At 56.1% G+C, this 25,952-nt stretch carries 26 protein-coding genes and 1 pseudogene; 18 read left to right on the forward strand and 9 right to left on the reverse strand.

Annotation, left to right across the window (positions count from 1 at the left end; genetic code table 11):
* The first annotated feature begins 10 nt into the window (after positions 1-10).
* Both ytfT and yjfF read left to right on the forward strand, forming a co-directional pair.
* Positions 11-1,036 carry a galactofuranose ABC transporter, ATP-binding protein YtfT gene (gene ytfT, locus KOSB73_RS03820; RefSeq protein WP_098140249.1) on the forward strand — a complete coding sequence of 342 codons (1,026 nt, stop codon included), beginning with the start codon at positions 11-13 and terminating at the stop codon, positions 1,034-1,036.
* The gene (gene yjfF, locus KOSB73_RS03825) at positions 1,023-2,009 is read left to right on the forward strand and encodes a galactofuranose ABC transporter, permease protein YjfF (RefSeq protein ID WP_004128182.1); all 987 of its coding nucleotides are present in this window, start codon (positions 1,023-1,025) and stop codon (positions 2,007-2,009) included. The genes ytfT and yjfF overlap by 14 nt, the downstream gene beginning before the upstream one ends.
* A gap of 44 nt (positions 2,010-2,053) precedes the next feature.
* Here the strand turns inward: yjfF and fbp are convergent, their stop codons facing one another.
* Positions 2,054-3,052, reverse strand: coding sequence for a class 1 fructose-bisphosphatase (gene fbp / locus KOSB73_RS03830; RefSeq protein WP_004098053.1), 999 nt, complete (start codon positions 3,050-3,052; stop codon positions 2,054-2,056).
* 175 nt (positions 3,053-3,227) lie between these two features.
* Between fbp and mpl the strand changes: the two genes are divergently transcribed.
* Both mpl and KOSB73_RS03840 read left to right on the forward strand, forming a co-directional pair.
* On the forward strand, positions 3,228-4,601 hold the full coding sequence (gene mpl, locus KOSB73_RS03835; protein WP_004871032.1) for a UDP-N-acetylmuramate:L-alanyl-gamma-D-glutamyl-meso-diaminopimelate ligase: 1,374 nt from the start codon (positions 3,228-3,230) through the stop codon (positions 4,599-4,601).
* A 64-nt stretch (positions 4,602-4,665) separates the two neighbouring features.
* Complete coding sequence (locus KOSB73_RS03840; protein WP_004871030.1) at positions 4,666-5,211, forward strand: GNAT family N-acetyltransferase; 546 nt, start codon at positions 4,666-4,668, stop codon at positions 5,209-5,211.
* A gap of 162 nt (positions 5,212-5,373) precedes the next feature.
* Here the strand turns inward: KOSB73_RS03840 and KOSB73_RS03845 are convergent, their stop codons facing one another.
* The 4 genes from KOSB73_RS03845 to yjgA form a co-directional block, all read right to left on the reverse strand.
* Positions 5,374-6,582 (reverse strand): aldose 1-epimerase family protein, encoded by a 1,209-nt coding sequence (locus tag KOSB73_RS03845; protein WP_024360280.1) that lies wholly within the window; start codon positions 6,580-6,582, stop codon positions 5,374-5,376.
* Between the two features lie 327 nt (positions 6,583-6,909).
* On the reverse strand, positions 6,910-8,052 hold the full coding sequence (locus KOSB73_RS03850; protein ID WP_004871027.1) for an iron-containing alcohol dehydrogenase: 1,143 nt from the start codon (positions 8,050-8,052) through the stop codon (positions 6,910-6,912).
* A 204-nt stretch (positions 8,053-8,256) separates the two neighbouring features.
* Positions 8,257-9,768 (reverse strand): CoA-acylating methylmalonate-semialdehyde dehydrogenase, encoded by a 1,512-nt coding sequence (locus tag KOSB73_RS03855; protein WP_098140250.1) that lies wholly within the window; start codon positions 9,766-9,768, stop codon positions 8,257-8,259.
* A gap of 620 nt (positions 9,769-10,388) precedes the next feature.
* Positions 10,389-10,940 carry a ribosome biogenesis factor YjgA gene (yjgA, locus tag KOSB73_RS03860; RefSeq protein WP_004128196.1) on the reverse strand — a complete coding sequence of 184 codons (552 nt, stop codon included), beginning with the start codon at positions 10,938-10,940 and terminating at the stop codon, positions 10,389-10,391.
* A 94-nt stretch (positions 10,941-11,034) separates the two neighbouring features.
* Here yjgA and pmbA point away from each other — a divergent pair, with 94 nt between their 5' ends.
* Both pmbA and cybC read left to right on the forward strand, forming a co-directional pair.
* Positions 11,035-12,387, forward strand: coding sequence for a metalloprotease PmbA (pmbA, locus tag KOSB73_RS03865; protein ID WP_004128199.1), 1,353 nt, complete (start codon positions 11,035-11,037; stop codon positions 12,385-12,387).
* A 36-nt stretch (positions 12,388-12,423) separates the two neighbouring features.
* The gene (gene cybC, locus KOSB73_RS03870) at positions 12,424-12,810 is read left to right on the forward strand and encodes a cytochrome b562 (RefSeq protein WP_049089954.1); all 387 of its coding nucleotides are present in this window, start codon (positions 12,424-12,426) and stop codon (positions 12,808-12,810) included.
* On the opposite strand, the gene KOSB73_RS03875 is transcribed toward cybC, so the two are convergent.
* On the reverse strand, positions 12,807-13,037 hold the full coding sequence (locus KOSB73_RS03875) for a hypothetical protein (RefSeq protein ID WP_133116561.1): 231 nt from the start codon (positions 13,035-13,037) through the stop codon (positions 12,807-12,809). The two genes, cybC and KOSB73_RS03875, sit on opposite strands and share 4 nt — an antisense overlap.
* A 157-nt stretch (positions 13,038-13,194) precedes the next feature.
* On the opposite strand from KOSB73_RS03875, the gene KOSB73_RS03880 reads away from it, so the two are divergent.
* The 10 genes from KOSB73_RS03880 (at position 13,195) to KOSB73_RS03925 (ending at position 21,888) form a co-directional block, all read left to right on the forward strand.
* Entirely contained in the window at positions 13,195-13,533 is a 339-nt protein-coding gene (locus KOSB73_RS03880) for a PRD domain-containing protein (RefSeq protein WP_004098070.1), read from the forward strand.
* Positions 13,534-13,544: 11 nt separating this feature from the next.
* A complete protein-coding gene (locus tag KOSB73_RS03885; RefSeq protein ID WP_004098072.1) occupies positions 13,545-13,907 on the forward strand; it encodes an SFCGS family glycine-rich protein in 363 nt (120 codons plus the stop codon).
* A gap of 2 nt (positions 13,908-13,909) precedes the next feature.
* Positions 13,910-14,209, forward strand: coding sequence for a DUF4312 family protein (locus KOSB73_RS03890; RefSeq protein WP_024360524.1), 300 nt, complete (start codon positions 13,910-13,912; stop codon positions 14,207-14,209).
* A gap of 21 nt (positions 14,210-14,230) precedes the next feature.
* Complete coding sequence (locus tag KOSB73_RS03895; protein ID WP_004098075.1) at positions 14,231-15,007, forward strand: DUF4311 domain-containing protein; 777 nt, start codon at positions 14,231-14,233, stop codon at positions 15,005-15,007.
* A gap of 12 nt (positions 15,008-15,019) precedes the next feature.
* On the forward strand, positions 15,020-15,664 hold the full coding sequence (locus KOSB73_RS03900) for a DUF4310 family protein (RefSeq protein WP_004128208.1): 645 nt from the start codon (positions 15,020-15,022) through the stop codon (positions 15,662-15,664).
* 42 nt (positions 15,665-15,706) lie between these two features.
* Positions 15,707-16,840, forward strand: a complete 1,134-nt coding sequence (locus KOSB73_RS03905; RefSeq protein ID WP_098140252.1) for an amidohydrolase/deacetylase family metallohydrolase — start codon at positions 15,707-15,709, stop codon at positions 16,838-16,840.
* On the forward strand, positions 16,824-17,942 hold the full coding sequence (locus KOSB73_RS03910) for a DgaE family pyridoxal phosphate-dependent ammonia lyase (protein ID WP_024360521.1): 1,119 nt from the start codon (positions 16,824-16,826) through the stop codon (positions 17,940-17,942). Before KOSB73_RS03905 ends, KOSB73_RS03910 begins: the two co-directional genes overlap by 17 nt.
* Positions 17,939-18,679 carry a 2-dehydro-3-deoxy-phosphogluconate aldolase gene (dagF, locus tag KOSB73_RS03915; protein ID WP_004137220.1) on the forward strand — a complete coding sequence of 247 codons (741 nt, stop codon included), beginning with the start codon at positions 17,939-17,941 and terminating at the stop codon, positions 18,677-18,679. The genes KOSB73_RS03910 and dagF overlap by 4 nt, the downstream gene beginning before the upstream one ends.
* 124 nt (positions 18,680-18,803) lie before the next feature.
* Positions 18,804-19,955 carry a lactonase family protein gene (locus KOSB73_RS03920; RefSeq protein ID WP_098140253.1) on the forward strand — a complete coding sequence of 384 codons (1,152 nt, stop codon included), beginning with the start codon at positions 18,804-18,806 and terminating at the stop codon, positions 19,953-19,955.
* A 22-nt stretch (positions 19,956-19,977) separates the two neighbouring features.
* A complete protein-coding gene (locus KOSB73_RS03925; RefSeq protein WP_004137216.1) occupies positions 19,978-21,888 on the forward strand; it encodes a BglG family transcription antiterminator in 1,911 nt (636 codons plus the stop codon).
* Between the two features lie 45 nt (positions 21,889-21,933).
* On the opposite strand, the gene KOSB73_RS03930 is transcribed toward KOSB73_RS03925, so the two are convergent.
* The gene (locus tag KOSB73_RS03930; RefSeq protein WP_064342101.1) at positions 21,934-22,326 is read right to left on the reverse strand and encodes a DUF4280 domain-containing protein; all 393 of its coding nucleotides are present in this window, start codon (positions 22,324-22,326) and stop codon (positions 21,934-21,936) included.
* Positions 22,327-22,902: 576 nt separating this feature from the next.
* Between KOSB73_RS03930 and KOSB73_RS03935 the strand changes: the two are divergent.
* A pseudogene (locus tag KOSB73_RS03935) lies at positions 22,903-23,387 on the forward strand (Hcp family type VI secretion system effector).
* A 57-nt stretch (positions 23,388-23,444) separates the two neighbouring features.
* On the opposite strand, the gene KOSB73_RS31305 reads toward KOSB73_RS03935, so the two are convergent.
* The gene (locus KOSB73_RS31305) at positions 23,445-23,579 is read right to left on the reverse strand and encodes a hypothetical protein (RefSeq protein ID WP_255256995.1); all 135 of its coding nucleotides are present in this window, start codon (positions 23,577-23,579) and stop codon (positions 23,445-23,447) included.
* Here KOSB73_RS31305 and KOSB73_RS03945 point away from each other — a divergent pair.
* Positions 23,578-25,296 (forward strand): type VI secretion system Vgr family protein, encoded by a 1,719-nt coding sequence (locus KOSB73_RS03945; protein ID WP_098140259.1) that lies wholly within the window; start codon positions 23,578-23,580, stop codon positions 25,294-25,296. The two genes, KOSB73_RS31305 and KOSB73_RS03945, sit on opposite strands and share 2 nt — an antisense overlap.
* A 17-nt stretch (positions 25,297-25,313) precedes the next feature.
* Here KOSB73_RS03945 and nrdG read toward each other — a convergent pair whose 3' ends face one another.
* Positions 25,314-25,778, reverse strand: coding sequence for an anaerobic ribonucleoside-triphosphate reductase-activating protein (gene nrdG / locus KOSB73_RS03950; RefSeq protein ID WP_024360517.1), 465 nt, complete (start codon positions 25,776-25,778; stop codon positions 25,314-25,316).
* Positions 25,779-25,952 lie beyond the last annotated feature (174 nt).

The raw sequence follows: 25,952 nt of genomic DNA on the forward strand, positions 1-25,952 counted from the left end.
GGAGTAACCGATGATGCCTCAATCTGTTCCGAAAAGCGGCCAGCCGAAACGGTGCTTTAACTGGCCAAAAGGGATGCCGCAAATTATTGCGCTGCTGCTGGTGCTGGTGGTTGACAGCCTGGTCGCGCCGCATTTTTATCAGGTCGTGCTCCAGGACGGGCGGCTGTTCGGCAGCCCGATAGACATTTTAAACCGCGCCGCCCCGGTGGCGCTGCTGGCGATTGGCATGACGCTGGTTATCGCCACCGGCGGGATTGACCTCTCCGTCGGGGCGGTGATGGCGATTGCCGGCGCAACGGCAGCGTCGATGACCGTGGCAGGGCACAGCCTGCCGATTGTGCTGCTGGCATCGCTGGGGGCCGGCGCGCTGGCCGGTCTGTGGAACGGGATCCTGGTGGCGGTGCTGAAGATCCAGCCGTTCGTCGCCACGCTGATCCTGATGGTCGCCGGGCGCGGAGTGGCGCAGCTGATCACCTCCGGGCAGATCGTGACCTTTGACTCACCGCATCTGGCGTGGCTGGGTAGCGGGTCGCTGCTGCTGTTCCCGACGCCGGTGATTATCGCCATCGTCACGCTGGCGCTGTTCTGGCTGTTTACCCGCAAAACCGCGCTGGGAATGTTTATCGAAGCGGTGGGGATTAACATTCGCGCGGCGAAAAACGCCGGGGTAAATACCCGCGTCGTCGTGATGTTGGCCTACGTACTCAGCGGCGTTTGCGCGGCAATCGCCGGGATTATCGTTGCGGCGGATATTCGCGGCGCGGATGCCAATAACGCCGGGCTGTGGCTGGAGCTGGACGCCATCCTGGCGGTGGTTATCGGCGGCGGCTCGCTGATGGGCGGGCGCTTTAACCTGCTGCTCTCGGTCATCGGGGCGCTGATTATCCAGGGCATGAATACCGGGATCCTGCTGTCAGGCTTCCCGCCGGAGCTTAATCAGGTAGTCAAAGCGGTGGTGGTGCTGTGCGTACTGATCGTCCAGTCGCCGCGCTTTATCAGCATACTGAAGGGGATGCGCGGCCATGATAAAACGTAATTTACCGTTAATGATTACCCTCGCGGTCTTCGTACTGGGATACCTTTACTGCCTGACCCAGTTTCCCGGCTTTGCCTCGACGCGGGTGATCTGCAATATCCTGACCGACAATGCCTTTCTCGGGATCATCGCCGTCGGTATGACCTTCGTGATCCTCTCCGGCGGGATCGATCTGTCGGTCGGGTCGGTGATCGCTTTTACCGGGGTCTTTCTCGCTAAAGCGATCGGTTTCTGGGGGATTTCGCCGCTGGTGGCGTTTCCGCTGGTGCTGGTGATGGGCTGCGCCTTTGGCGCGTTTATGGGCCTGCTTATTGATGCGCTGAAGATCCCGGCGTTTATCATCACCCTCGCCGGGATGTTTTTCCTGCGCGGCGTCAGCTACCTGGTCTCGGAAGAGTCGATTCCCATTAATCATCCGGTCTATGACGCCCTTTCCGGACTGGCATGGACTATCCCCGGGGGCGGGCGTCTGAGCGCGATGGGGCTGCTGATGCTGCTGGTGGTGATCGGCGGAATTTTTATGGCCCACCGCACCCGCTTTGGCAATCAGGTTTACGCCATCGGCGGCAACGCGACGTCGGCGAACCTGATGGGGATCTCCACGCGGAGCACGACGATCCGCATCTATATGCTCTCCACCGGACTGGCGACGCTGGCGGGGATCGTCTTCTCCATCTATACCCAGGCGGGCTATGCGCTGGCGGGCGTCGGCGTTGAGCTGGACGCGATTGCTTCAGTGGTTATCGGCGGCACGCTGTTAAGCGGTGGGGTAGGGACGGTGCTCGGCACGCTGTTTGGCGTAGGGATTCAGGGGCTGATTCAAACCTATATCAACTTCGATGGTACGCTCAGTTCATGGTGGACCAAGATCGCCATCGGTATTCTGCTGTTTATCTTTATTGCGCTGCAGCGCGGCCTGACGGTGCTGTGGGAGAATCGGCAGAGCTCGCCGGTCACAAGGGTGGGACACTGATTGGAGAATTTCCCCTCCCGTACGGCGGGAGGGGAAGAGGCGCGTTACGCGTCCGGGAACTCTTTAATAAAGTTCTCGACGTCTTCAACCATATGGTTGTTGCCGACGAAGAAAGAGCGGCGCTGGTGCAGGCTTTCCGGAATGATATCCAGAATACGCTCTTTACCATCGCTGGCTTTACCGCCCGCCTGTTCCGCGAGGAACGCCATCGGGTTGCATTCGTACAGCAGGCGCAGTTTACCGTCCGGGTGGCTGGCGGTGCTCGGGTAGAGATAGATGCCGCCTTTTAGCAGGTTGCGGTGGAAATCCGCCACCAGAGAGCCGATGTAGCGCGAGGTGTACGGGCGCTGGGTCTCTTTATCTTCTTCCTGGCAATGCTTGATGTACTTCTTCACACCCATCGGGAACTTGATGTAGTTACCTTCGTTAATCGAGTAGGTGTTGCCCTTTTCCGGGAAGCGCATGCGCTCCTGGCACAGGCAGAAGACGCCAAGGGACGGGTCGTAGGTAAAGGCGTGGACGCCGCAGCCGGTGGTATAAACCAGCATCGTCGAGGAGCCGTAAACCACATAGCCCGCGGCGACCTGTCGGTTGCCCGGTTGCAGGAAATCTTCTTCAGTAACGGGGGTTCCCACCGGCGTGACGCGGCGATAGATAGAGAAAATCGTTCCAACGGAGACGTTAACGTCGATGTTAGAAGATCCATCCAGCGGGTCCATCAGCACCACGTATTTGGCGTGTTCACATCCTTCAAAGACGACGATTTCATCTTCTTCTTCAGAGGCGATCCCGGCAACAATATCGCGTGCTCGCAGTGCGGCTTTCAACTTTTCATTGGCAAACAGGTCGAGTTTTTGCTGCACCTCGCCCTGAACGTTTTCAGCACCGCTGGCACCCAGGATATCGACCAGACCGGCCTTGTTGATATCGCGGTGGATGATCTTGGCGCCTAACTTTATCGCCGACAACAAAGCAGTAAGCTCGCCGGTTGCGTGAGAGAACTCGTGCTGCTTTTCGACAATAAATTCACCTAACGTTTTCATAACCCGTTCCCTGCATGTTTATGTGAAGTAAAACGAACATAACAATCTTAACAAAGAATAAAAAAAGTTCGCACAGGTGAATCGCGCCAGCAAAATACGGATTCGCCTTAAATGCATTTCTTTCACCCCCAACATCCCGGTAAACTGTGCTTCAGATAAGAGAAGGAAGTGACGAATGCGCATTCATATTTTAGGAATCTGTGGCACGTTTATGGGGGGGCTGGCGATGCTGGCGCGTTCCCTCGGTCATGAGGTAACGGGGTCGGATGCGAACGTCTATCCGCCAATGAGTACCCTGCTGGAAAATCAGGGAATTGAGTTAATTCAAGGATATGATGCCAGCCAGCTGGATCCGCAGCCGGATCTGGTAATTATCGGTAACGCGATGACGCGCGGAAACCCGTGCGTGGAAGCGGTGCTGGAAAATAATATCCCTTACATGTCCGGACCGCAATGGCTGCACGATTTCGTGCTGCGCGATCGCTGGGTGCTGGCGGTTGCCGGAACGCACGGGAAAACCACCACAGCCGGCATGGCGACCTGGATCCTCGAAGCCTGCGGCTACAAGCCGGGCTTTGTTATCGGCGGCGTTCCGGGCAACTTCGATGTTTCCGCGCGCCTTGGCGACAGCCCGTTCTTCGTGATTGAGGCCGATGAATACGACTGCGCTTTCTTCGATAAACGCTCCAAGTTTGTTCACTACTGCCCGCGCACGTTGATTCTCAATAACCTTGAGTTTGACCACGCGGACATCTTTGACGATCTGAAAGCGATCCAGAAACAGTTCCATCATCTGGTGCGCATTGTGCCGGGCAAAGGCAAGATTATCCTGCCGGAGAACGACATCAATCTGAAACAGACGATGGCGATGGGCTGCTGGAGCGAGCAGGAGCTGGTCGGCGAACAGGGCCACTGGCAGGCGAAAAAGCTCACCACAGATGCTTCCTCATGGGAAGTGTGGCTGGACGGCGAGAAAGTCGGCGAGGTGAAGTGGGCGCTGGTTGGCGAACATAATATGCATAACGGTTTGATGGCCATTGCCGCCGCCCGTCATGTCGGCGTGCAGCCTGCCGATGCGGCTAACGCGCTGGGCAGCTTTATTAACGCCCGCCGGCGTCTGGAGCTGCGCGGCGAAGCCAACGGCGTGACCGTGTACGACGATTTTGCCCACCACCCGACGGCGATTCTGGCGACCCTGCAGGCGCTACGCGGCAAGGTTGGCGGTACCGCGCGTATTCTTGCCGTGCTTGAACCTCGTTCCAACACCATGAAAATGGGTATCTGCAAAGACGACCTGGCGCCGTCCCTTGGCCGCGCGGACGAAGTCTTCCTGCTGCAGCCGCAGCATATTCCGTGGCAGGTCGCTGAAGTGGCTGACGCCTGCGTTCAGCCCGCGCACTGGAGCGCCGATGTCGATGCGCTGGTGGAGATGATTGTTAAAACTGCCCATCCGGGCGACCACATTCTGGTGATGAGCAACGGCGGATTTGGCGGCATTCATCAGAAGCTGCTCGATAAGCTGGCGAAAAAAGCCGAGGCGGCCGAGTAGGCTATGCTCCTCGTTTATCCGCCCTCCGCGCGAGGGCGGAGGGTTTTTGTGACCAGGATGGTTCATGTTGATTTCACAAAGAGTGACCTCTACCGATTCCGCGCATTTTCCCGCGCTTGACGCGCTGTACGGCAGGGCCTTCCCGTGGCATGAACAGCGTGAAGCCGAGGCTAAACAGCAGGCGCTTGATAATCCGCATTATGAACTGGAAGCCTGGTTCGATGATGGCCTGTTTATTGGCCTGAGCGGCTGCTGGCGGTTTACCGACTATGTCTATATTGAGCATCTGGCCGTTGACGACAGGTTACGATCGCGCGGCTACGGCAAGCGGTTGTTAGCTGAAATACTTCAGCGCGCGCCGCTGACCATTCTGGAAATCGATCCGCTGACCAGCGAGATCGCCCATAAGCGCCTGCGCTTTTATGACACCATGGGTTTTTGCGCGAATCCCTGGGCCCATCGCCACCCGAGCTATCATCAGGGGATCGCCGATCATGAATTGATCGTGTTGAGCTACCCGCAGCCGATTAATGAAGCGCAGTACCAGCGCTTTGCGCAGGATTTGCGTTTGGTGGTCATGGATCGGGCTGGTGCGGTCAAGGTTTTGTAGCCCGGATAAGGCGCGTCAAGCGCCGCCTGCGGGAAAGTATATCCAACGTGGCCTCTGAACCATTCCCCGGTGGCGGCTGACGCCTTACCGGGGCTACGGGTTACTGCCGTTTGCGGTTCGGTAGCCCGGACAGGTGCGCGGCAACGCCTGCGGGAAACAGCGCTACTCCTTCGCGATAGGCGTTTCGTTTTCCGCGACTTTGGTATCGCCCTGAATGGCCGCGATTTTCTTCTCCACGTCGGCAACCTGCTCGCTGCTGTGCAGCAGCGTATAGGTCAGATCAAACTGGGTGCTTGCCCCAGGCTGAAGCTGCTTAACGCGTTTTTGCTCGCGCTCAATGGTCACCGGATAGGCGTAGCTGGTGCCCGGCTCAATACCGGTTACGTAGCCCTGTTTCTCAGTATCGGTGTTTTTCCACAGCGTCAGCACCGGCAACTGGCGGGTATCAAACTGAATCGATGCCCCTTTATCGCCGGCTTTGTTGACCACGGCGGCCAGGGTTTGATGATTTTCATCCGCCAGCGGCTGCATATTAAACACCATTTCATCGAAACCTTTGGTTGGACCGGCGTAGGTTTGCCAGGTTTTTAAGCCAGCCTTGGCGTAGTCATTGAACGGGCTGATGCTTGAAATCGGCGCCAGGAAGCGGGCCCCCTCTTCGAGGATCGGCTTGCCAAAGTTGCTGTGATAGATAATTTGATAGTCATGCGGATAGTCGGCATGGTTGGTTAAGACATCGTGCAGGCTGAAGCTGTTGCTGCCGGGTACATAGCGCAGCTCGGTCATGGTCTGCAGATCCGCTTTCTTAAACGTGCTCTCCTTCACCAGTCCGCGAACGCGAATTTCATACGGCGCGGCGTCCGCGACTTCCACTTCCACCTGTGAGGCCGGCGTGTTGCCAACTTTGCCGTGCAGAGTATAAATCTGACCGTCTGCGGTTACCGGGTGGCCGGTCCATTCATAGCCGCAGCGCACCATCATCTCATTGAACCCTTCCAGCCAGCCCAGCCCGTTACGGCTTTCGAGGTTTATGAATGCCGGGTTGACTACCTCTTTAACCGGCGAGTCCCAGCCCATTCGCGAACCAAACCCTTCGATTTTCAGCAGGTTCATGCCGCGGGTCGGGCTCAGGGTAATTGTCAGGCCGTCTTTGCTGTGGATGACGAGGATTTTGCTGCCTTCTTGTTTACCGCCGTGAAGGACTTTTTGCTCAATGCTGAAATTATGATCTTTAATCTTCAGCTGATCGCTGGTTATCTGCCAGTTTCCTTTATCCATGCCGCTTTCAGCGCTTGTCAGCACCCACGTTTTTGCTACTACTGGCCCAGAAACAAGCATAGCGATTACGGTTAAAGCTAATGTTTTTTTCATTTTTTATTCCTTTTGCTGAATCGATTGTGTCGCTGATGGAGGGAATTTAGTTGCAAGTGGATTATGAAAATGTGAAGTGTCTCACCTGGTGAGAAAATGGCCGTTTTTATATTTTTAAATGAGATTTAAATCGCGTTTTTTAGGCAATTATAAAAATGTTTGCTAAAAATATGTGATTTAAAGCGAAATAAGCTTTAACGATTCAGCTATTGTTGGCCACGGCTATGATGACGTCTGTGGAACCGATAAGGCCGCCGGGTTTTAATTACCTATGCGGCCCTGGTTGACTCTGCTTTACCGTTTAAGAAAAACGCAGCGGGGAGGCGATTAAGCGCCGTAGAATGCCTGGGTATAGAGCCCTTTGACATCCTGAACGGACGGATAGTTAGGGTTAGTTAAGGTGCAGGGATCGTCGACGGCATGGCGGCTCATTCTGTCGAGAACATTCACAAAGGTCACTTCATTGATTTCAACTTCATCGCACTGGCTTAGCGTTTTCGGCACGCCCAGACGTTGATTCAGCGCGTTGATCGCATCACTCAGGTTATTGATGCCTAAAGCCGCTTCCAGCTGGCGATATTTTTTGGTGAACTTCGCGTTATATCGAATGATATAAGGCAACATAATCGCGTTCGCCAGCCCGTGGGTAATACCAAACTCGCCGCCAATTTTATGCGCCATCGCGTGGACTAATCCCAGCGAAGCATTAGTGAAGGCGATTCCCGCCAGCGCAGAGGCGTTGTGCATATGCATGCGGGCGTTTATATCATCAGGTGAGCGCCAGGCGGTTTCCAGATACTTAAACACCAGCCGAATCGCTTCTACCGCATAGGGATCGGTAAACGAGTTGGCCGCGGTGGACACATAGGCTTCAATCGCGTGGGTCAGAACGTCCATACCGGTGTGAACGGTGACGTGCGGCGGCATTTTTGCCGGAATTGTGGGGTCGAGAATAGCAATATCCGGCACCAGATCGGCGGCAACAATCGGGTGCTTAATATGATTTGCCGTATCGGTGATCACCGAGAACGCGGTGATTTCAGAGGCGCTGCCGCTGGTGGAAGGAATCGCTACAAACCGGGCTTTATTGCGCAGCGCTGGCATAGAACCGACCGGGAGGATATCTTCAAACTTCAGCTGCGGATGCTCGTAAAAACACCACATGACTTTGGCGGCATCAAGCGCGGAGCCGCCGCCAATCGCCACTATCCAGTCTGGTTCAAAGGCCTGCATCTCTTTTGCGCCGCGCCAGACGGTTTTAATGGATGGGTTGGGTTCGACATTATCGATAATAATGCATTCCATCCCCGCTTTATTAAGTTCACTAACGGCTTTATCCAGAAAGCCAAAACGCTTCATTGAACTTCCGCCGGTGACTAATGCGGCTTTTTTACCGCTCAGCGTGGAAAGGTGTTCTAAAGCGTTTTCGCCATAAATAATACTACGAGGAATTGAGAAGGCCTGGGTCATAGGAAACTCCATTTAATATTAAGGATTTTTTTAGTGTGCATTCATCATTTTCGATTCAGCGACATGTGCAGAGTAAAAAAATCGAATTAATGCTCCAGATATTGCCGGAGCAATATCTGGAGGGAGCTTTTTCTTTTAAATCCGCCATATTTCCAGGAGGGAGGCGATGGCGGCAACTCGAATTAACTGGAGAATAAGCGGCGATTAAATCGTACCGTCCCAGGAGTCGACTTTTTCGCGTTTCGCTTCCTCTTCATCAAACCAGCGCGAGGTCACGCATTTTGATTCGGTGTAGAAACGTACGCCGTCTTTGCCCAGGCAGTGCAGATCGCCGAAGAAGGACTGCTTATGGCCAGAGAACGGGAATACGCCGACCGGCACCGGGATACCGACGTTGATACCGACCATACCGCCGTGGGTGCGTTTCTGGAATTCACGGGCGTAGTAGCCGCTTTGGGTGAAAATAACCGAGCCGTTGGCAAACGGGTTATTGTTCATTAATTGCAGACCTTCTTCGAAGGTTTTCACCCGCTTAAAGCACAGCACCGGCCCGAAAATTTCCTGCGTGCCGACGCTCATCTCTTCGGTTACGCGATCCAGTATGGTCGGCCCGACGTAGAAGCCGTTATCCTGGCCCGGCACCTTAATATCGCGACCATCGAGCACCAGCTTCGCCCCTTCCTCAATGCCTTTATTAATCCAGCCGATCACCGACCGTTTATGGTCTTTAGAAATCACCGGACCCATATCGGTATCGCGCAGATAGCCGGGGCCGATTTTCAGCTGTTTGGCTTTTTCGACGACGGCGGCAATCAGCTTATCGGCGATCTCTTCCTGCACCACGACGACCGGCAGCGCCATGCAGCGTTCGCCCGCGCAGCCAAACGCGGCGTTGATAATCCCCGCTGCGGTGCGGTTAATTGGCGCATCGGCCAGCACCAGGGCATGGTTTTTCGCTTCGCACAGCGCCTGAACGCGTTTGCCATGAGCGGCGGCTTTGGAGTAAACGTGCAGGCCCACGGAGGTGGAGCCGACGAAGGAGACGCCGTTGACGTCCGGATGGGTTAGCAATATATCGGCTTCGTTACGTGAGCAGGTCACCACGTTGATAACCCCATCCGGCACCCCTGCTTCCTGATAGAGCTTGGTGATTTCCATACAGGTCATCGGCGTCATACTGGCCGCTTTTATCACCATGGTATTACCGGAAGCGACGCATAATGGCGCCATCCATCCCATCGGGATCATCGCCGGGAAGTTAAACGGCACAATACCGGCGAACACGCCAATTGGCTCACGGTAAAGGTTGGTGTCGATCCCGGCAGAGGCGTCCATCAGGTTTTCGCCGGCCATGAGAGTGGGAATCGAGCAGGCAAGCTCGGTGCCTTCTTTCGCTTTTAAAACATCGCCCTGGGCGTCGCCCCAGGCTTTACCGTTTTCTTTTGCCACCAGCTCGGTTAAACAGTCCTGATGCTGGATTAATAATTCGCGAACGCGGAACATAATTTGCGAGCGTTTAATGGCTGGCGTATCTGACCACGCCGGAAAGGCTTTGCGCGCCGCGGCAACGGCATCCAGCACTTCTTGCTCGGTGCAGCAGGGGGCCTGAGCCATCACTTCCCCGGTACTTGGGTTATAGACGTCCATATAGCGTTCGGTCTGCGATACGCGCCATTGACCATCAACGAAATATTTCAGCCTTGGTACAGTAGTCATATTTTTCTCCATGATGATAGCTGTCGACTCTCTAAAATCTGGCTCTGACCGGCGGCGAACGGCTTAGCGCCGGGTCAGCCACTTTCGTGAATAGTGAATCCCTGATGATTACCGGGCGATTCACCTGCGGCGGCGCGGAAGATTTGGTCGACTTTCTTCTGAAGAAAGCCTGCAGACGCCTGGTTTTAATTAACAGAACTGACTGGCCAAAATACGCGCTCGCACCGTTTCGTTTCTCGCGACTTAATGAAATTAATTTTTCATTATAATGATGTATGAAATAACAAAACCGTTTTGAGAGATGGATCAAAGATAAGCAAACTGCTGATAAAGTCAGCGTTATAAAGGCGGTTTTTTTTATTTAAGTTAATGATATTAATACATTGTGATTTATCTGGCAGCGTTAGAAGAAAGGTGGAATGACCAGCCAGGCAGGAATGGAACGGCTTTTTTGTGAAATAAAAGTTAAATATAAACGCCAAATGGAATTAAAATGAAAAATTACAACCGATTTAAAGCCATGACAACGGCGACGGGCTATCGACCATGTGATTTGTAAGAGGAGGTGGGGGGGTCGCCCGGATTGGGCACGGGCCGTAATCCGGGGGAGTCGTTCAGAATTAGCCTTCGCTTTCGGCCAGTTCTCGCAGATACTGGAAGATAAGACGCGCGGACTTCGGCGGCTTGTTGCCTTCTTTCTCTTTTTTGGCGTTGCGGATAAGCGAACGCAGCTGCTGACGATCGGCGTCAGGCCACAGGTTCAGCACTTCAGCCACGGCTTCATCACCATTATCAATCAGACGATCGCGGATCTGCTCAAGCTTATGGAACAGCGCAACCTGCTGGTTGTGGCGGTTCTTCAGCTTGTCCAGCGCCTGACGAATCGGCTCGACGTCGCGGCTACGCAGCATTTTACCAATCAGCTGCATCTGGCGGCGGCGGCCTTCTTTCTTGATACGCTGGGCGAGTTCAATCGCGTCGCGCAGGTCGGTATCCAGCGGGATTTTATCGAGCGCGTTTTTACCCAGCTCGACCATTTCCGCGCCAAGACGCTTCAGTTCTTCGGCGTCGCGCTTAATTTCACTTTTACTGACCCAGATAATTTCATCGTCTTCATCTTCGACGTCATCACCAGGGACGTCGTCGAGCCAGTCTTCGGGCTGCTTTGTCATCTCAGGCTCCTTAAAAAAGAGACTAATGTTACCAGTTAAGGCGCGCACTGAAAAACGGTTCTCTGTTAGACTTCAGTTAACTCCTTCTTACATTATGGCATTAGCGATGAAAGTCATCTCTCAAGTTGCACAACAGCGTAAGACGCTGGAAGAGGCCGTGACCACGGCGCTGGAACTGGCGGCAGGCAAATCCGACGGCGCGGAAGTCTCCGTCAGCAAAACTACCGGTATCGGCGTTAGTACCCGCTACGGCGAAGTGGAGAACGTAGAATTCAATAGCGATGGCGCCCTGGGCATCACCGTTTATCACCAAAACCGTAAAGGCAGCGCGTCTTCGACCGATCTTAGCCCGCAGGCTATCGCCCGCACGGTGCAGGCGGCGCTGGATATTGCCCGCTACACCTCGCCGGACCCGTGCGCGGGCGTGGCGGATAAAGAGCTGCTGGCCTTTGAGGCCCCGGATCTTGACCTGTTCCATCCGGCGGAAGTGTCGCCGGACGAAGCCATTGAGCTGGCCTCCCGCGCTGAACAGGCGGCGCTGAAAGCCGATAAGCGCATCAGCAATACTGAAGGCGGCAGCTTTAACAGCCACTACGGCATTAAAGTCTTCGGCAACAGCCACGGTATGCTGCAGAGCTACTGTTCGACCCGCCATTCGCTCTCCAGCTGCGTGATTGCCGAAGAGAATGGCGATATGGAGCGCGATTACGCTTACACCATCGGGCGGGCGATAGACGATCTGCAATCGCCGGAGTGGGTTGGCGAGGAGTGCGCCCGCCGTACCCTGTCGCGCCTGGCCCCGCGTAAGCTATCGACGATGAAAGCGCCGGTGATTTTCGCCAACGAAGTCGCTACCGGTCTGTTCGGGCATCTGGTCGGAGCGATCGCCGGCGGGTCGGTTTATCGTAAATCCACCTTCCTGCTTGATGCGCTGGGTAGCCAGATCCTGCCGGAGTGGCTGACCATTGAAGAGCATCCGCACCTGCTGAAAGGACTGGCTTCCACCCCGTTTGATAGCGAAGGCGTCCGTACGGAACGCCGCGATATCATTAAAGACGGCGTGCTGACCCAATGGCTGCTGACCAATTACTCGGCGCGCAAGCTGGGGCTGAAGAGCACCGGCCACGCGGGCGGTATTCACAACTGGCGGATCAACGGCCGCGGCCTCAGTTTTGCAAAGTTGCTTAAAGAGATGGGAACCGGTCTTGTCGTAACGGAACTGATGGGGCAGGGTGTAAGCGGCGTCACCGGCGACTACTCACGCGGCGCATCCGGCTTCTGGGTAGAGAATGGCGAAATTCAGTATCCGGTCAGTGAGATAACCATTGCAGGAAATCTGAAAGATATGTGGCGTAATATCGTGACCATCGGCGACGATATCGAAACGCGCAGCAACATTCAGTGCGGTTCCGTGCTGCTGCCGGAGATGAAAATCGCCGGGCAATAAAACCTGTGTGCTAAATAATAAAAAAGGAAGTGAGCAATGCGTAAAAAACTGTTAGCGATGCTGGCCGTATCGGCTTTTGCGCTCGGTTCGGCATCGGCCTTCGCCGATCTGGGCGAAGACATGGATACCCTTGCCGAGAACCTGCAAGTGGTGCAGAAAACCTCCGACGCCGGCGAGCTGAAAGCGGCGCTGAATAAGATGCGTACGGCGGCGGTGGATGCCCAGAAAGAGACGCCGCCGAAGCTGGAAGGTAAAGCGGCGGACAGCGTGGAAATGAAAGATTATCGTCACGGTTTTGATGTGCTGATCGGCCAGATCGACGGCGCGCTGAAGCTGGCCGATGAAGGTAAAGTTAAAGAGGCCCAGGCCGCCGCGGAAGAGTTTAAAACCACCCGCAACGCCTATCACAAGAAGTATCGTTAATCGTTTTTAGATTTTAGGTATTTCTGCCGGGCGGCGGCTGACGCCTCGCCCGGCATGGCAAACTGAAAAATACTCCCAAACCCCAAACCCCAAACCCCAAACCCCAAACCGTTCCGCAGGCCCTTGCAGGTGGGTAAGCTGACGTAAAAAACTACCTTCATCACATTTTTCTCTTTTCTACTCAGCGGGTTCCGTTTCAGCATCGCTGGCGTTTTTGTGATATTCATCACGCGAATTTTGTTAAGTGAACACATTCTTTGTGGTTATGTGAAATGAATCACACCTGCCGCCGTTCTTTCCACTTCGAAGTGGAAAACAACTCGCTACAAACTCTTTCTCCCCGGCATTAGTGTTATCTCCAGAGACATCAACGGGGTAATTCAAGTGAATAACGGAGCGGTAACACACGTCCCAGAGGAGCAGGCCACGCTAACCGAGCAGCTGGCCGATAAGATGCTGCAGCAGGTTTTCGCGCTATTAAGCCGCCGCAACATCGTCCCCAACGACGTGCAGGAGCAAATGCTGACCTCCCACGTTCGGGCGATGGCCCATCGCTCAATCAGCGGCGAGCCGCTGCCGGAAGTGGATGCCAGCCTGTTCGAAGAGATCTCGGAAGATTCAATGATGCTGGCCCGCGAAGTGGTCGCACAGTTCGGCAATCTGCCAGATGAAGAAGCCTGGCTGCTGTCTGTCCACTTCGAAGTCGCGAAAGATAACCTGTAAGGAGCACTCAAATGGAACAAATCACCGTTGTTATTGGCGATCGCCTGGGTAAAGGACAAAAAGTTGCCGCAGGTGCGGAAAAAGCCGGCGCTCGCGCCGTTGTCGTCCCGGGCGTTGCCGCGGATATGAAGCTGGGCGACATGATGAAAGCCGAAAACGCCACCTTCGGTATCTCTTTCTGCGGCAGCGGCGGCGCAGGGGCGATCACCGCGCAGAATAAGCACGGCTACAAAGCAAAATATGGCATGCGTTCCGTTGATGAAGGCGTCACCGCGATCAACGAAGGCTACAACGTTCTGGGCTTCGGCTTTATGGATAAAGAAGAGCTGGGCGAACGCCTGGTTGAGGCCTGGAAGAAGAAGTACGGCGCGTGAGCATGAAAGAGCAATTCACCACCACGGTGAGCGTTACCGGCAAAGGCGAGAGCAAAGCGCGCGCTTTCGCCGATGCGCTGAACCATGTTCAGGCGGCGGTGATGAAAACGTCGCCGCACATTCTACTGCGTATTGAACCACAGGATGTGGAGGTTGTTCATGCGCGTGAAGCGGTACGGAAAGAGGCGTTTTTATTCTTCTTTCTGCGCCGCGAGCGACGGAGCTACAGCGTGGAGCTGAAGGTCACCGTCACCGTGACCGCCATTAATCTCGATAAAGTGGATTTCGTCACGCAAACCTGATTTTCACCAAAGGGTCAGACTATGTTCCTGATAATTTTAATAAAATCGCTCATCATCGGCGGCCTGGTCGGCGTCGGCGTTGGCGCCGGAGCGGCACGCATGTTTCATGCGCCCACCACGCAGGGGATGGGGGCGTTTCGTACATTGGGCGAGCTGAATTCATGTGAAGGCGATCCGGCTTCCCACTTTTCTTTTGGCCTGGGCTTCTTCTTCAACGCCTGGGCCTCTTCCGTCGCGGCAGGCTCCTTCACGCAGGACGTTGACCACCGCATCATCCCCAACTGGGGGGCGGCGGCCCTGATGATCAAAAACCGCAACGTCGGCGAGACGCTGCACGATCCGAAAAAGATGGCCATCGCCTGCGGCATTATCGGCATGATCGTGGTCGCTTTCCTTAACCTGACCGCCTCTTCAGTACCGGAAGCGCTGCAGGTGACGGCGGTCAAAGTCCTGGTTCCGGCGGCAAACCTGCTGGTGAACACGGTGATGCCGGTTATCTTCTGGCTGGCGGCGATTGATGCCGGTAAAAAATCGGGCTTCTGGGCGACGATTTTCGGCGGCGCGGCGCAGCTGATTATGGGTAACGCCGTACCGGGCCTGGTGCTGGGCATCCTGATTGGTAAAGGCGTAGAAGAGAGCGGCTGGCACCGCGTCACTAAAGTGATGATGGTGGCCATCGTCGCGCTGTTCGTCCTGAGCGGCTTCTTCCGCGGTTTCGACATGAAGATGATTGAATCCTTCCATCTGACCGTGCCGAACTGGCTGGAACTGATCCACAACTCGCTCAGCGGTAAATAACAGGAGCCTCTCATGGAACAAAATAAAGGTTTTTGGTATGCCGACTGGTCGTTCCCGATCTTTGTTGGCCTGCTCTCCTCCGGCGTCTTTGCCGGGACGCATATGTACTACCTCTACGGCATCGGCGCGTTTAACGAAGTCGCTTTCGTGGCGATGCTGAAAGCGGGGATCGATACCGGGGCCTACGGCGCGGTGGCGGCGTTCGGCGCCAGCTTCCTGTTCGCGCGTATTATCGAAGGCTCGCTGGTGGGGATTCTGGATATCGGCGGAGCGATTCAGACCGGCGTCGGCCTGGGCGTTCCGGCGCTGCTGCTCGGCGCGGGCTTTGTTTTCCCGGTCGCCAACTTTGCCGCCTCTCTGGCCACCGGCCTGGTGCTTGGCCTCGCCATTGGCTACATCATCATCCTGGCGCGTAAATTCACCATCAACCAGAGCGACTCCACCTACGGTGCGGACGTCATGATGGGGGCCGGTAACGCCTCCGGCCGCTTCCTCGGGCCGTTGATTATTCTCAGCGCCATGGCCGCTTCTATTCCTATCGGCATCGGTTCTCTGGCGGGCGCGCTGCTGTTCTACATCTGGCAGAAGCCGATCACCGGCGGCGCGATCCTTGGCGCGATGCTCCTTGGGTCAATTTTCCCGGTGGCGATTAGTTAAGTCCTGCGGGCGCATCGGCGCCCGCGTTAACTGGAGAGAGATATGTTTGATTTACTCCTGCGCCGTGCGCGCCTCGTCGACGATACCCTGACCGATATCGCCATCCGGGACGGTAAAATCGCGGCGCTTGGCGAGATTAGCGCCCCTGCGCGCAAAACTATTGCGCTGGACGGCAGCTGTTACGTCAGCGCGGGCTGGATTGACTCCCACGTTCACTGCTATCCGAGCTCGCCGATATACCATGATGAGCCGGACAGCGTGGGGATTGCTACCGGCGTGACCACCGTGATTGACGCGGGCAGCACCGGCGCGGACGACGTGGATGATTTCTACCAGCTGACCCGCGAAGCCGCGACCGAGGTTTATGCCCTGCTTAACATCTCCCGCGTCGGGCTGATTGCCCAGAATGAACTGGCCAATATGGCGAATATCGACGCGGAGGCGGTGAAGCAGGCGGTCAACCGCTATCCGAACTTTATCGTCGGCCTGAAGGCGCGGATGAGCAGCAGCGTGGTGGGCGAAAACGGCATTACGCCGCTGGCGCGCGCGAAGGCGATGCAGCAGGAAAACGGCGGCCTGCCGCTGATGGTGCATATCGGCAACAATCCGCCCGACCTGGATGAAATCGCCGATCTGCTGACCTCAGGCGACATCATTACCCACTGCTACAACGGTAAACCCAATCGTATTCTGACGCCGTCCGGCGAGCTGAAAAGCGCGATTACCCGCGCGCTACAGCGCGGCGTGCGCCTTGATATCGGCCACGGTACCGCCAGCTTCAGCTTTGAGGTGGCGCGTCGGGCGATTGCTATGGGCATTCTGCCGCACACCATCAGCTCCGATATCTACTGCCGCAACCGTATCGACGGCCCGGTGCGCTCGCTGGCGCTGGTGATGTCGAAATTCCTCGCCATCGGGATGTCGCTGCCGCAGGTCATCGACTGCGTGACCGCCAACGCCGCAGACGGCCTGCGTCTGACTCATAAAGGGCGGCTGGAGGTGGGCTACGACGCCGATCTCACGCTGTTTACCCTCGCGCAGACGCCGACGGTGCTGGTGGATGCGGAAAAAGAGAGCCTTCAGACCGACACGATTCTGCAGCCGCTTGCCGCCGTTCGCGCGGGCAGGGGCTATCTGACCGAACAAGGGAGCGCGGAAAATGCCTTCGATTTTTGAGAAATATGATTTAAAACAGGTTATTAATACCTCCGGTCGTATGACCATTCTCGGCGTCTCCACGCCGCGGCCGGAAGTGGTGGAAGCCGCGATGGCGGGCATGAACCAGTACTTCGAGATGAAAGATCTGGTCAATAAAACCGGCGCGTATATTGCGAAGCTGCTGGACGTGGAAGGGGCGACCGTCGTCTCCTGCGCCTCGGCGGGTATCGCCCAGTCGGTGGCGGCGGTGCTGGTAAAAGACAGCGACTGGCTGCTGGAAAACCTGCACGTGACGCCGATCGAAAACAACGAAATCGTGCTGCCTAAGGGCCATAACGTCAACTTCGGCGCGCCGGTGGGCACCATGGTGGCGCTGGGCGGCGGCAGGCTGGTGGAAGCGGGTTACGCCAATGAATGTTCCGCCGGGCAGCTGGCGGCGGCGATTACCCCGCGCACCGCGGCCATTCTGTATATCAAATCCCACCACTGCGTGCAGAAAAGCATGCTCAACGTGGCGCAGGCGGCCGCGGTGGCGCAGCGCCATAATCTGCCGCTGATTGTCGACGCGGCGGCGGAGGAAGACCTCCAGGCCTACTATCGCGCCGGCGCGGATCTGGTGATTTATAGCGGCGCGAAGGCGATCGAAGGGCCGACCAGCGGGCTGGTGATCGGCAAAACCCAATACGTTGAGTGGGTCAAACGCCAGTCGAACGGCATTGGCCGGGCGATGAAGGTGGGCAAAGAGGGGATTCTCGGCCTGACCTGCGCCATCGAACACTACCTGACGGCGAGCAAAGAGAGCGGTGAGCAGATGGTGGCGAAGATGACGCCGTTTATTCAGCAGCTTAATACGCTTAATGGCGTGACGGCGCGCGTGGTCTGGGACAGCGCCGGTCGCGATATCGCGCGGGCGGAGATTAAGTTTGATGAAGCGGTGACCGGCGTCAATACCGGTGATTTGGTCAACGCGCTGAAGCAGGGCGAATACGCCATCTACTTCCGCGGCTATAAGGCCAATGAAGGCATTATTGAAGCCGATGTCCGCAGCGTGAACGCGCAGCAGCTGGAGATTGTCTCCCGTCGGATTGCAGAGGTTCTGAACAAGGAGAAAAACGCATGAAACTGACCCCTAATTTTTACCGTGACCGCGTCTGCCTGAACGTGCTGGCGGGCAGTAAAGATAACGCCAGCGAGATTTATGAGGCGGCGGAAGGTCATGTACTGGTGGGCGTGCTCTCCAAAAATTACCCGGACGTCGCCAGCGCGGTGGCCGATATGCGGGAATACGCGCTGCGGATTGATAACGCGCTCTCCGTGGGGCTGGGAGCCGGCGACCCGAACCAGTCGGCGATGGTCAGCGAAATCTCGCGCCAGGTGCAGCCGCAGCACGTTAATCAGGTATTTACCGGCGTAGCGACCAGCCGCGCGCTGCTGGGGCAGAACGACACCGTGGTCAACGGCCTGGTGTCGCCAACCGGTACGCCGGGGATGGTGAAGATCTCCACCGGCCCGCTCAGCAGCGGCGCGCCGGACGGCATCGTACCGCTGGAAACCGCGATTGCGTTGCTGAAAGATATGGGCGGCAGCTCGATTAAATACTTCCCGATGGGCGGGTTAAAACATCGCGACGAGTTTATCGCGGTTGCCGAGGCCTGCGCCCGTTATGATTTCTGGCTGGAGCCGACCGGCGGGATCGATCTGGAAAACTACGGCGAGATCCTGCAGATCGCGCTGGACGCCGGCGTGAGTAAAATTATCCCGCATATCTACAGTTCGATTATTGATAAAGCCAGCGGTAACACCCGCCCGGCGGACGTGCGTCAGCTGCTTTCGATCACCAAACAGTTAGTCAAATAGCGCCGTTGCCCCTTACCCCGGCCCTCTCCCAAAGGGTGAGGGAGAATACCGAACTGTACCCTCGCCCCTTTGGGGAAAGGGTTAGGGTGAGGGGAAACCCTTAGCGAACCATCAAGGAGCCACCATGCCAACCGCTCGTCACCTGCTTGTTGCTTCACTCTCTCTACTCGCCGCCGGCGCCGCTGCGCAAACCCACTACGCCTGGGTCGGCACCTACAACCCCAATGGCGAAGGACTGTACCGCTTTACCGTTGATAGCCAGACCGGGGCGCTGCGCGATAAAGCGCTGGTTGCTAAGCTGCCTAATCTTGCCCAGCTCGCCGTCTCGGCGGATGGCAAAACCCTGTACGCCGCCAGCGAAGTGGACAAGGGCGTGGTTCAGGCGTGGCGCATCGGCAGCAACGGCGAATTGAGCGAGCTCAATCAGGTCGCTTCCGGCGGCGCCGGGCCGGTTTATCTCTCCCTGACCCCCGATGGCCGCCATCTGCTGGTGGCAAACTACGTCAGTGGCAGTATCGCGGTGCTCCCGGTGAAGGAAGAGGGTAACCTGGGCGAAGCGGTGGATATACATCAGGATCAAGGGCCTGCGGGTGCGGAACGCCCGGCGGCGGCCGTCGAAGGCAGTTTTGCCATTAGCGATCATAACGGCCCCCACGCCCATATGGTCGCCGCCGATCCCAGCGGTAGGTTCGTTTACTCCACCGATCTGGGGCTGGACCGGATCTATCAGTACCGGCTGGATAACGCCAGCGGCAAGCTGACGCCGAACGATCCGCCGTTTATTGACGCCTCATCTCCCGGCGCCGGGCCGCGCCACTTTGTGTTTACGCCGCAGGGCGACGGACTATGGCTGATTAACGAAGAGGCATCGACGCTTACCTTCTATCATCTTGATAAGCAAAGCGGCCTGCTGCGCGAGGGGAAAACGGTCTCGGCGCTGCCTGAAGAGTATAAGGGCACCAGCTTTGCCGCCGGCCTGGTCCTGAGCCGCGATGGCAAGCAGCTGTACGTCGCCAACCGGCTGCATAACAGTATCGCCCACTTTACGGTGCTGGCCGACGGCAGCCTGAGTCACCAGGAAGATATCTGGACCCGCGGCGACTACCCGCGCACGCTGACCCTGGACAGTCAGGGGCAGTGGCTGTACGTCATGAACCAGCGTAGCGACAACATTACCCGTTTCCGCGTCGCGCCGAAGGATGGCAGGTTGACGGTCTCCCCGGACTACACTCCGGTCGGCGGCCCGTCACAGATGGTGATATCCGCTCAACCCTGAGCCGTAAGAAAAAGGAACTGACATGCGATTTCCCAATCAACGTTTAGCGCAGCTGTTTACTCTGTTGCAAAACGAAACGCTGCCGCAGGAGGAGCTGGCGCAGCGGCTGTCGGTTTCTACACGCACGGTGCGCGCGGACATTACCGCGCTGAACGCGCTGCTGCAGCACTACGGCGCGCAGTTCACCCTCACTCGCGGCAGCGGTTATCAGCTGGTGATCCACGATCCGTCGCGCTATCAGACGCTGGAAGAGAGCGCGCCGAAAGCGCAGCACATCCCGCGAACCGCGGCGGATCGCAGCCACTTTTTGCTGGTGCGCTTTTTAACCTCCGCGTTTTCTATCAAGCTGGAGGACCTGGCCGATGCGTGGTTCGTCAGCCGCGCCACCTTACAGGGCGACATGGTTGACGTACGCGAACGTTTTCAGCGTTATCAGCTCACCCTCGAGACCCGTCCGCGCCACGGCATGAAGCTGTTCGGGAGCGAGGTCTCCATTCGCGCTTGCCTGACCGATCTGCTGTGGGAGCTGAGCCAGCAGGGGCCGCTGAACCCGCTTATCGGCGAAGAGGCGTTTGACGCCAGCGTACCGGCGCTGCTGGCGGGCGTGCTGCAGGAGACGTTGACCCGCCATCACGTGCGCCTGACTGACGCGGGAGAACGTTTTGTCTGCCTGTACGGCGCGGTTGCCGTGCGCCGCGTGAGCGAAGGGTATCCGCTGGCCGACTTTAGCGCCGAGGATGTGGCGCAGAACGTGCGCGACGCCGCCCGCGAGCTGGCGAGCACCCTGCAACAGCTGGCGGGTAAACCGCTTGCCGCGGCGGAAGAGGAGTGGCTGTGCGTCCATCTTGCCGCCCGTCAGGTGCAGGACGTCGATCCGGGCACCATCAGCGCCGACGACGACGAAGCGCTGGTGAACTACATCCTGCGCTATATCAATCAGCAATATAACTACAATCTGCTGGACGACGCCCAGCTGCATGCGGATTTACTGACCCATATTAAGACCATGATCACCCGCGTGCGCTACCAGATAATGATCCCCAATCCGCTGCTCGATAACATCAAGCAGCACTATCCGATGGCGTGGGACATGACCCTGGCGGCGGTATCCAGCTGGGGAAAATATACCCCCTACGCCATCAGCGAAAATGAGATCGGCTTTCTGGTGCTGCATATCGGCGTCGGGCTGGAGCGCCATTACAATATCGGCTACCAGCGTCAGCCGCAGGTGCTGCTGGTGTGCGATACCAGCAACGCGATGGTGCGGATGATTGAAGCTATTCTTCAGCGAAAGTATCCGCAGCTGGAAATTGCCGCCACCCTCTCGCAGCGCGAATATGAACAGCGGCAAGAAGTCGCGGAAGATTTTGTCATCTCCACCGTGCGCATCAGCGAGAAAGATAAACCGGTGGTGACCATTGCGCCGTTTCCTACCGACTATCAGCTCGACCAAATCGGCAAGCTGGTGCTGGTGGACCGCACGCGTCCGTGGATGCTGAATAAGTATTTTGATGAGGCCCACTTTCAGGTAATTGATGCTCCGATGGATCGGCAGACGCTGTTTGCCACGCTGTGCCAGCAGCTGCAGCGGGAGGGGTTTGTCGGCGCGGAGTTTCATGATTCGGTGGTGGAGCGTGAGGCTATCGTCAGCACCATGCTCGGCGACGGCATCGCGCTGCCCCACGCCCTTGGGCTGCTGGCAAAAAAGACCGTGGTTTATACCGTGATTGCGCCGCACGGCATTGCCTGGGGCGATGAAACCGCGCATATCATCTTCCTGCTTGCCATCAGCAAAAGCGAGTATGAAGAAGCGATGGCGATCTACGATATTTTCGTTACCTTCCTGCGCGAACGCGCTATGGCCCGCCTGGCCGTCACCCGCAGCTTTGATGAGTTTAAAGCGGTGGCGATGGAGTGCGTCAGCCGATTTTGATTTGGCCCTTCGCCACGTTTTCCGTATCTGTCACCGTTCACAACATCACGCCACGACCGTCGTCATCTGCCCAGGAAAACGAATCTGAATCACGCCGCCCCATATGCACATCAACTGTGACTGGGCGGTGAGGGCGGGTATATTCCCCACCAGCACCGTGGGTGAGCCTGGCATCCACGGCGCGGGCGTTGTCGGAATACAGGGCATCGGCGTCAATACCCCAAGCGCTGCGGCGGTAGCGGCGGCCACCGTCGGGTTGGCGATACTGTTGCAGATCCCGAACGGCAAAATATTCACAAACGGTTTGTTATCCATAATATTCGCCATCGGCATGTTGCTGACGAGGGTGGGGCTGGTGAGCAGTACGTTCAGCATCGACGGCGCAACGCCAAATGAGCACTGCAATAATGCGCCGGTACAAACTCCGGGACAACTCATGGTAATACCCCCAGTTGCCGCCACAGTCGGCGGATGATGACTCGCGGAATAAACTGATGCGCTTTTATAACATTCAGCGCCCGTTTATTAGTTTGAACAGATACTACATAACCAAAGTAATAAATAAAGTAGATGCGTTTTTTGATGCATATCACTATTCATAATTTAACCTGTTAAAGAGTTGATATCAGCGAGCGGTTTTCATCGATGTATATTTTGTTGGTTGTTTTACATCTAATTGATTTTGGTTAATTAATTGTTTTAATTTGATTTTTATCAATTATCATTCGGTGATTGGCAGTAAAGAATTTGATTGATATTTATTTGTGGTTGTGTTTTTTATATTGCTTATGGTTATCCTGAAAAAATACTATTTGAATAGTGGGGCGACAGAATTAGCACTACGAATATTCTCGTAACAGGAATGGGCGAATATAGGCGAAGACGCTTAGCATAAAAATCATTGTATTAGTTCAATGTGCGTAAAAATAATAGGAATGTGAAAAAAAGCGGTGCGATTCGGCTGATGGCGGAACTGCCGCTACCGGTTGCCGGCTGATTGATAAGGAGCAAAAGATGGATGCGATTTTTTTAAAGCTCGACGATATCGAAGGTGAAAGTCAGGCCAAAGGATTTGAAAAAAGCTTGAGATCATGAGCTACAGCCATAACGTGGCGATGCAGATCGCTAATGACGTCAGTAACACTGAACGTACCTCAGGACGGGCGCATGTCGGTGAAATGTCGTTGACCAAGTTTGTCGATCTCGCGACGCCAAAGCTCAATGAGTACTGCTGTAGCGGGAAACCGATTACAGAAGCCGTTCTGACGTTGTGCCGTAATGATAACGGAAAAATGCTGCCATTTATCGTATATACCATGATGAACGTCGTTATCTCACATCTGAGCGTTAGCGGCGGTTCCGGCGGCAAACCGGTCGAAACGATGTCGCTGAACTTTACCAAAATTAAATGGGAAATCACCGCTCAGAAATCGGATGGTCAGAAAGAAGGCAACGTCTCTTCCGTTTGGGATGTGGCGATGAATAAGAAAGGTAGCTGAGGGTGGAAGCTTCGCACCGCCTGCCTTTGCGGCAAATTATGCCGTTATAAAATCAAGCTACGTAGCGCCGGGTATCAGGTCGAGGATCAGGAGGCTGGTGTTCCTGCGATTGCCGTAGGTAGGTGCGATGGTGATGATGTTTATCATCAGGCTGACCGGCGTTAGCGCTGCTGCTGAAAAGGAATTTCCCATGCCCGAAACCACCATCATCAAACTCACCCTGACCGGCCTTACCGCCGCGACCGCACGCACCGACTCCCAGCTTAACGGCCTGACCACCGCCACTGTCGCAGGAACCACCTCCGTGCCGTTAATCCTTGATACCGTGCTGGCGACCCATCTAACAACAACGATCAACAATGCCGACTATGACGGGCTGATTGCCGAGGCGCGCCAGCTTCCGGCGACCAGCAACGCCGATCGCTATCAGTTTGTGCTGCGCCCCTGGCTGTGGTGGCTGACGCTCTCCAGCAACAACCGCGTTTTTCAGAATCTCAACGCGCAAGAAATTGTCGAGAAGGTGTTTAAGGACGGCGGATTTACCGACTACAAGTTCCAGCTGAAACGCAAACCGGCGAAGCGTGAATACTGTCTGCAATATAAGGAAAGCGACTTCAATTTTGTCTCGCGGCTGCTGGAGCAGGAGGGGATCTTCTGGTTCTTCACCCATAAAGAAGGCAAGCATACGCTGGTGCTGACGGATGATAACAGCGCCTGCCCGCCTATTCCCGGCGAGAAAAAAGTCAAGTATCAGGCGGCTCAGAACGGCGGGCGGGAAACCGGAATGATTCGTTCGGCGCAGCTGCGTTTACAGGCTACCGCGCAGGGGGCTCACCCCGGCAATGATAAATCTGAGCAGCCGAAACAGCTGATCGGCGAAAGCGACTGCCCAGCGCTGATGGCAGGGCACTGGTTTACCCTCGCCGATCATGACGACAAAGCAACCAATATCGACTGGCTCATCACCACCGTCAGCCATGAATATGACGGCGAACGCTACCGTAACCGTTTTACCGCTATCCCGAAAGCCACCCCGTATCACCCACCGTGCGCCACGCCGAAGCCGTTTATGCCTACGCAAACCGCAACGGTGGTCGGCAAAAATGGAGAAGAAATCTGGACTGACAAGCTCGGACGGGTAAAAGTGCAGTTTCCGTGGGAGCGGGAAGGCAAAAACGATGAGATCGGCTCCTGCTGGCTGCGGGTCGCCACCGCCTGGAGCGGTAACGGCTTCGGCGCGCAGTTTATCCCGCGCATTGGTCAGGAAGTGGTCGTGAGCTTTATCGACGGCGACCCGGATAAGCCGCTCATTACCGGCTGTGTGTACAACGGCGCGAATGCCCTGCCGTATGCGCTACCGGCGAATCAAACTCAGTCGGGCATTAAAACCCACAGCGAACAAGGCTTTAACGAACTGCGCTTCGACGACAAAAAAGATGCCGAGCTGCTGGCGATGCAGGCGCAGAAGGATTTTCAGGTCACCGTGCTGAACGACAGTACAACCATCGTTGGCCATGATGAGATCCTGAGTGTGAAAAATAAACGCAGCGTAACGGTGAAGGGCGATCAGGAACACGCTATCGACGGTAATGAGACGCATAAGGTAAAAGGCAACTACACGCTCAATGTTGACGGTAATCTGACGATTAAGGTCAGCGGCACGCTCACCCTCGAGAGCGGCAAAACCCTGGACATAAAGAGTGGGGCGGGTCTTAACGCCAGCGCGTCAGGCAGCATGAAGCTGGATGCCGCCAGCATCGCCAGTGAAGCCAAATCCTCACTGTCCCAGAAAGCCGTAACCATCAGCCAGGAAGCAAGAGCGACGCTTACCAGCAAAGCCAGTGCCACCCAGACCGTTGACGGCGGCGGGATGCTGGTGATTAAAGGTGGCCTGGTGAAAATTAACTGATGAACGCCATGCTGGTATTAACGCAAATGGTGCACAACCTGGTTGCTGCTGCCGCGCCAGATTAGCGCCGGGTCTTTGAGATCCTGCACAAATTTGCCATCAACCAGCACGTTGATGAGATCCACCACCTGCATCTGCGCGTCGTTAAGTTCGGAAAGCGTGTAGCCGGTCCATACCCAGATGTCTTTACCGGGGCACTCGGCGCGAACGCGCTGAACCAGTTTAAGGATCTCCGGGACGTTCTGCGGATGCAGCGGGTCGCCGCCGGAGAGGGTGATCCCCTGGCGCTTAACGCGCGTGTCGTTGAGGTCGGCAATGATGCGGTCGGTCATCTCGGCGGTGAACGGCATGCCGGAATTTAGCCGCCAGGTGCTTTTGTTGTAGCAGCCGGGGCATTCGTGAACGCAGCCGGAGACAAATAGGGTGCAGCGGGTGCCCGGACCGTTAACGATATCTACCGGGTAGTACTGATGGTAATTCATTGTTTCCTCTTCTCATTTGACGCTATAGCGGCGTTGGCTGCGCTCGTGCGCCCAGGTCACTTACTACAGTAAGCTCCCCGGGACTTGCTCGCTTGCCGCCTTGCTACAACGCCAACTGATTTGAGGAAACCCATACATATAGTGGCGGTAGCCCTGGATAAAAAGCGCGTTGCG

Origin of the sequence: Klebsiella grimontii, from assembly GCF_900200035.1 — a bacterium.
GTDB classification, from domain to species: domain Bacteria; phylum Pseudomonadota; class Gammaproteobacteria; order Enterobacterales; family Enterobacteriaceae; genus Klebsiella; species Klebsiella grimontii.

What these genes read in the sequence shown, in the direction of transcription:
- KOSB73_RS03900 (WP_004128208.1), top strand. Translation starts at nt 15,020, where the DNA reads ATGGAACAAAATAAAGGTTTTTGGTATGCCGACTGGTCGTTCCCGATC.
- cybC (WP_049089954.1), top strand. Translation starts at nt 12,424, where the DNA reads ATGCGTAAAAAACTGTTAGCGATGCTGGCCGTATCGGCTTTTGCGCTC.
- KOSB73_RS03855 (WP_098140250.1), bottom strand. Translation starts at nt 9,768, where the DNA reads ATGACTACTGTACCAAGGCTGAAATATTTCGTTGATGGTCAATGGCGC.
- KOSB73_RS03945 (WP_098140259.1), top strand. Translation starts at nt 23,578, where the DNA reads ATGCCCGAAACCACCATCATCAAACTCACCCTGACCGGCCTTACCGCC.
- KOSB73_RS03875 (WP_133116561.1), bottom strand. Translation starts at nt 13,037, where the DNA reads ATGAATATCACAAAAACGCCAGCGATGCTGAAACGGAACCCGCTGAGT.
- KOSB73_RS03850 (WP_004871027.1), bottom strand. Translation starts at nt 8,052, where the DNA reads ATGACCCAGGCCTTCTCAATTCCTCGTAGTATTATTTATGGCGAAAAC.
- yjgA (WP_004128196.1), bottom strand. Translation starts at nt 10,940, where the DNA reads ATGACAAAGCAGCCCGAAGACTGGCTCGACGACGTCCCTGGTGATGAC.
- KOSB73_RS03905 (WP_098140252.1), top strand. Translation starts at nt 15,707, where the DNA reads ATGTTTGATTTACTCCTGCGCCGTGCGCGCCTCGTCGACGATACCCTG.
- KOSB73_RS03840 (WP_004871030.1), top strand. Translation starts at nt 4,666, where the DNA reads ATGTTGATTTCACAAAGAGTGACCTCTACCGATTCCGCGCATTTTCCC.
- pmbA (WP_004128199.1), top strand. Translation starts at nt 11,035, where the DNA reads ATGGCATTAGCGATGAAAGTCATCTCTCAAGTTGCACAACAGCGTAAG.
- KOSB73_RS03895 (WP_004098075.1), top strand. Translation starts at nt 14,231, where the DNA reads ATGTTCCTGATAATTTTAATAAAATCGCTCATCATCGGCGGCCTGGTC.
- KOSB73_RS03890 (WP_024360524.1), top strand. Translation starts at nt 13,910, where the DNA reads ATGAAAGAGCAATTCACCACCACGGTGAGCGTTACCGGCAAAGGCGAG.
- KOSB73_RS03925 (WP_004137216.1), top strand. Translation starts at nt 19,978, where the DNA reads ATGCGATTTCCCAATCAACGTTTAGCGCAGCTGTTTACTCTGTTGCAA.
- fbp (WP_004098053.1), bottom strand. Translation starts at nt 3,052, where the DNA reads ATGAAAACGTTAGGTGAATTTATTGTCGAAAAGCAGCACGAGTTCTCT.
- nrdG (WP_024360517.1), bottom strand. Translation starts at nt 25,778, where the DNA reads ATGAATTACCATCAGTACTACCCGGTAGATATCGTTAACGGTCCGGGC.
- KOSB73_RS03910 (WP_024360521.1), top strand. Translation starts at nt 16,824, where the DNA reads ATGCCTTCGATTTTTGAGAAATATGATTTAAAACAGGTTATTAATACC.
- KOSB73_RS03885 (WP_004098072.1), top strand. Translation starts at nt 13,545, where the DNA reads ATGGAACAAATCACCGTTGTTATTGGCGATCGCCTGGGTAAAGGACAA.
- KOSB73_RS03845 (WP_024360280.1), bottom strand. Translation starts at nt 6,582, where the DNA reads ATGAAAAAAACATTAGCTTTAACCGTAATCGCTATGCTTGTTTCTGGG.
- KOSB73_RS03920 (WP_098140253.1), top strand. Translation starts at nt 18,804, where the DNA reads ATGCCAACCGCTCGTCACCTGCTTGTTGCTTCACTCTCTCTACTCGCC.
- KOSB73_RS31305 (WP_255256995.1), bottom strand. Translation starts at nt 23,579, where the DNA reads ATGGGAAATTCCTTTTCAGCAGCAGCGCTAACGCCGGTCAGCCTGATG.
- KOSB73_RS03930 (WP_064342101.1), bottom strand. Translation starts at nt 22,326, where the DNA reads ATGAGTTGTCCCGGAGTTTGTACCGGCGCATTATTGCAGTGCTCATTT.
- yjfF (WP_004128182.1), top strand. Translation starts at nt 1,023, where the DNA reads ATGATAAAACGTAATTTACCGTTAATGATTACCCTCGCGGTCTTCGTA.
- mpl (WP_004871032.1), top strand. Translation starts at nt 3,228, where the DNA reads ATGCGCATTCATATTTTAGGAATCTGTGGCACGTTTATGGGGGGGCTG.
- dagF (WP_004137220.1), top strand. Translation starts at nt 17,939, where the DNA reads ATGAAACTGACCCCTAATTTTTACCGTGACCGCGTCTGCCTGAACGTG.
- ytfT (WP_098140249.1), top strand. Translation starts at nt 11, where the DNA reads ATGATGCCTCAATCTGTTCCGAAAAGCGGCCAGCCGAAACGGTGCTTT.